3 protein-coding genes are annotated in these 3172 nt (G+C 75.4%); all 3 read left to right on the plus strand.

The window, feature by feature from the left end; translation table 11 throughout:
• Positions 1-684: cytochrome P450 (locus tag ACFXA3_RS39485; protein ID WP_385195746.1), on the plus strand; the 684-nt coding region annotated here is incomplete at its 5' end.
• 85 nt (positions 685-769) lie between these two features.
• Positions 770-1384 carry a TetR/AcrR family transcriptional regulator gene (locus tag ACFXA3_RS39490; RefSeq protein ID WP_385195749.1) on the plus strand — a complete coding sequence of 205 codons (615 nt, stop codon included), beginning with the start codon at positions 770-772 and terminating at the stop codon, positions 1382-1384.
• Complete coding sequence (locus ACFXA3_RS39495) at positions 1368-3002, plus strand: isovaleryl-CoA dehydrogenase (RefSeq protein ID WP_385195751.1); 1635 nt, start codon at positions 1368-1370, stop codon at positions 3000-3002. The genes ACFXA3_RS39490 and ACFXA3_RS39495 overlap by 17 nt, the downstream gene beginning before the upstream one ends.
• The last annotated feature ends 170 nt before the right edge of the window (positions 3003-3172 follow it).

Raw genomic sequence — 3172 nt, forward strand, 5'->3', positions numbered from 1 at the left:
GTCGCCCGCCTCGCCATCGAGGCCGCCCGGACGGGCGCCGCCGGTCCCGACGGCCCCGGCCTCCTGCACCTCCTGCTGGACGCGGCCGCCGAGCGCCCCGAGTACACCGACCGCCTGATCCGCGACGAGCTGATCACCCTGCTCCTCGCCGGGCACGAGACCACCGCCACCACCCTGACCTGGCTGTACCTGCTGCTCGACCGCCACCCCGGGGCCCGCGGGGACGCGCTGGCCGCCGGCCCACCCGGCTCGGCGGAGCGCCGCCGCGCCGTACAGGCCCTGGTCCACGAGACGCTCAGGCTCTACCCGTCCGCCTGGATCCTGCCCCGGTACGCCGTCGAGGACGACGTCCTGGCCGGCCACGCCGTCGAAGCCGGCTCCGACGTGGTGGTCTGCCCGTACCTCACGCACCGCGACGCCGAACTGTGGCCGGATCCCGAGCGGTTCGACCCGCGCCGCTTCACCGTCCCGGACGGCCGTCCGACCCGGCCGGGCGCCTACCTCCCCTTCGGCATCGGCCCGCGCGCCTGCCTCGGCCTCCGGTTCGCGCTGCACGAGTCCACCGTCCTGCTCGAACACCTGCTGCCCGCGCACGTCCCGGTCTTCCACTCCGTCCCCGCCGGGGCCGCGTACGGCATCACCGTCCGCCCCGACGGCCCGGCCCCCGCGACGCTCGCCCCGTAGACCGTCCCCCGCACCGCTCACGGCGGTGCGGGGCGATCCGGTCCGGGTCTGGTGTGAAGCAGTGAATCGGTGCTTCAATCCTTCCATGCCCTACCGTCGTCCCCCCGCCGTACAGGCCCGCCTCGACGCCCGGCGCGAGCGGGTGCTGGAAGCCGCCGTCCGCCTGCTCTCCCGTGAGGGGTACGGCGGCTGCTCGGTCGCCGCGATCGCGGCCGAGGCCGGCATCTCCACCGGCAGCGTCTACCAGTCGTTCTCCGGGAAGTCCGAGCTGGCCGCCGCCCTCTTCCGGACCCTGGTGGCGCGCGAACTGGAGGCGGTGACCGCGGCGGCGGAGCGCCCGGGCGGCGCCGCCCGCCGGGTGGCCGCCGCCGTCGAGACCTTCGCCCACCGGGCCCTGCAAGCACCGCGGCGCGCCTTCGCCCTGCTCGCGGAGCCCGCCGACCCCGCCGTCGACACCGAACGCCTCCTCTTCCGGCGGGCGTTCCGCGACGTGTACGCCGAACAGATCGCAGCGGGCGTGGCCTCCGGAGAACTGCCGCCGCAGTCACCCGAGCTGACGGCCGCAGCCCTCGTCGGTGCGATCGCCGAAGCGCTCGTCGGGCCGCTGGCGGACGGGGACGCGACCGCCGGAGACGTCGTCCCCGGCCTGATCACCTTCACCCTGCGTGCCCTTGGAGGACACGATGCCGCAGACGCATGAGGTCACCAACCAGGTTCCTCCGCACCACGGTTACGACGCGGCCGCCGATCCGGCCCTGCTGGAGGCGGTCGCCCGCGAGGGCGCCGACTGGGCGATACCCGACCTCCACCGCCTCGGTGTCCTCGCCGGTTCCGAACGGGCGGCGGAATGGGGCCGCGTGGCCAACGAGAACCCGCCGGTGCTGCGCACCCACGACCGCTACGGCCACCGGATCGACGAGGTGGAGTTCCACCCGTACTGGCACGAGCTGATGGGCACCGCCGTCTCCCACGGCCTGCACGCGGCGCCCTGGGCGGAGGACCGGTCCGGCGCCCATGTCGCGCGAGCCGCGAAGTTCCTGGTCTGGGGGCAGGTCGAGGCGGGCCACTCCTGCCCGGTCTCGATGACGTACGCCGCGGTGCCCGCGCTGCGCGCGACCCCGGAGCTCGCCTCCTGGCTGGAGCCGCTGCTCGCCTCCCGTACGTACGACTTCGGACTGCGCCGGCCCGACACCAAGCAGGGCCTGATCGCGGGCATGTCGATGACCGAGAAGCAGGGCGGCTCCGACGTCCGCGCCAACACCACGACGGCCGTCCCGGCCCCGAACGGCAGCTACCGGCTGACCGGGCACAAGTGGTTCACCTCCGCGCCCATGTCGGACGTCTTCCTGACCCTGGCACAGGCCCCCGGCGGACTGTCCTGCTTCCTGCTGCCGCGGGTCCTGCCGGACGGCAGCCGCAACCGGCTGCTGCTCCAGCGGCTCAAGGACAAGCTCGGCAACCGCTCCAACGCCTCCGCCGAGATCGAGTACGACGACGCGTTCGGCTGGCTGGTGGGGGAGGAAGGGCGCGGCGTCGCGACCATCATCGAGATGGTCAACATGACCCGTCTGGACTGCGTGCTCGGCGGGGCTTCCGGCATGCGGCTCGGCGTCATCCGCGCCGTCCACCACGCCACCCACCGGCGGGCGTTCGGCAAGGCGCTCATCGACCAGCCGCTGATGCGCAACGTCCTCGCCGACCTCGCCCTCGAATCCGAGGCGGCGACGGCCGTCGCCCTGCGCCTCGCGGGCGCCACCGACCGGGTCGCCCGGGGCAGCCAGGACGAGGCGCTGCTGCGCCGCCTCGGGCTGGCCGTCACCAAGTACTGGGTGTGCAAGCGCGCCCCCGGGCACGCCGCCGAAGCGCTCGAATGCCTGGGCGGCAACGGCTACATCGAGGACTCCGGCATGCCCCGGCTGTACCGGGAGGCCCCGCTGTCGTCGATCTGGGAGGGCTCCGGCAACGTCGCCGCCCTCGACTCGCTCCGGGCCATGGCCCGCCAGCCGGAGACCGTCGAAGCGTTCTTCGAGGAAGTCGGCCGGGCGGCGGGCGCCGACCGGCATCTGGACGCGGCGGTGGCCGGGCTGCACAAGCACCTCGCCGATCCCGCCGAGGCCGAGTACCGGGCCCGGCAGCTCACCGAGACGATGGCCCTGGTGTTCCAGGCGTCGCTGCTGCTGCGCCACGCCCCGGGCGCGGTCGCCGAGGCGTTCTGCGCGTCCCGGCTGGGCGGGGAACACGGCGGTGCGTACGGGACCCTGCCGACGGGCGTGGACACCGAGGCCATCCTGGCGCGGACGCGGACCCCACGGGCCTGACCCGCCTCCCGGGGCCGCGGTGCCGCCTGCGCCCCGCCGGCCCCGCACGCGGCCCGGGCCCCGCACCGGTGCACGGACCCGCCCCCGAGCCCTGCCCCGGCCGCACCCGGCCCGGGCCCCGCGCCCGTCACCGGGCCCTGCCCCGGCCGCACCCCGGTCCGGGCCCGCAC

Origin of the sequence: Streptomyces sp. NPDC059456, from assembly GCF_042750055.1 — a bacterium.
In the GTDB taxonomy this organism is placed as follows: Bacteria; Actinomycetota; Actinomycetes; order Streptomycetales; family Streptomycetaceae; genus Streptomyces.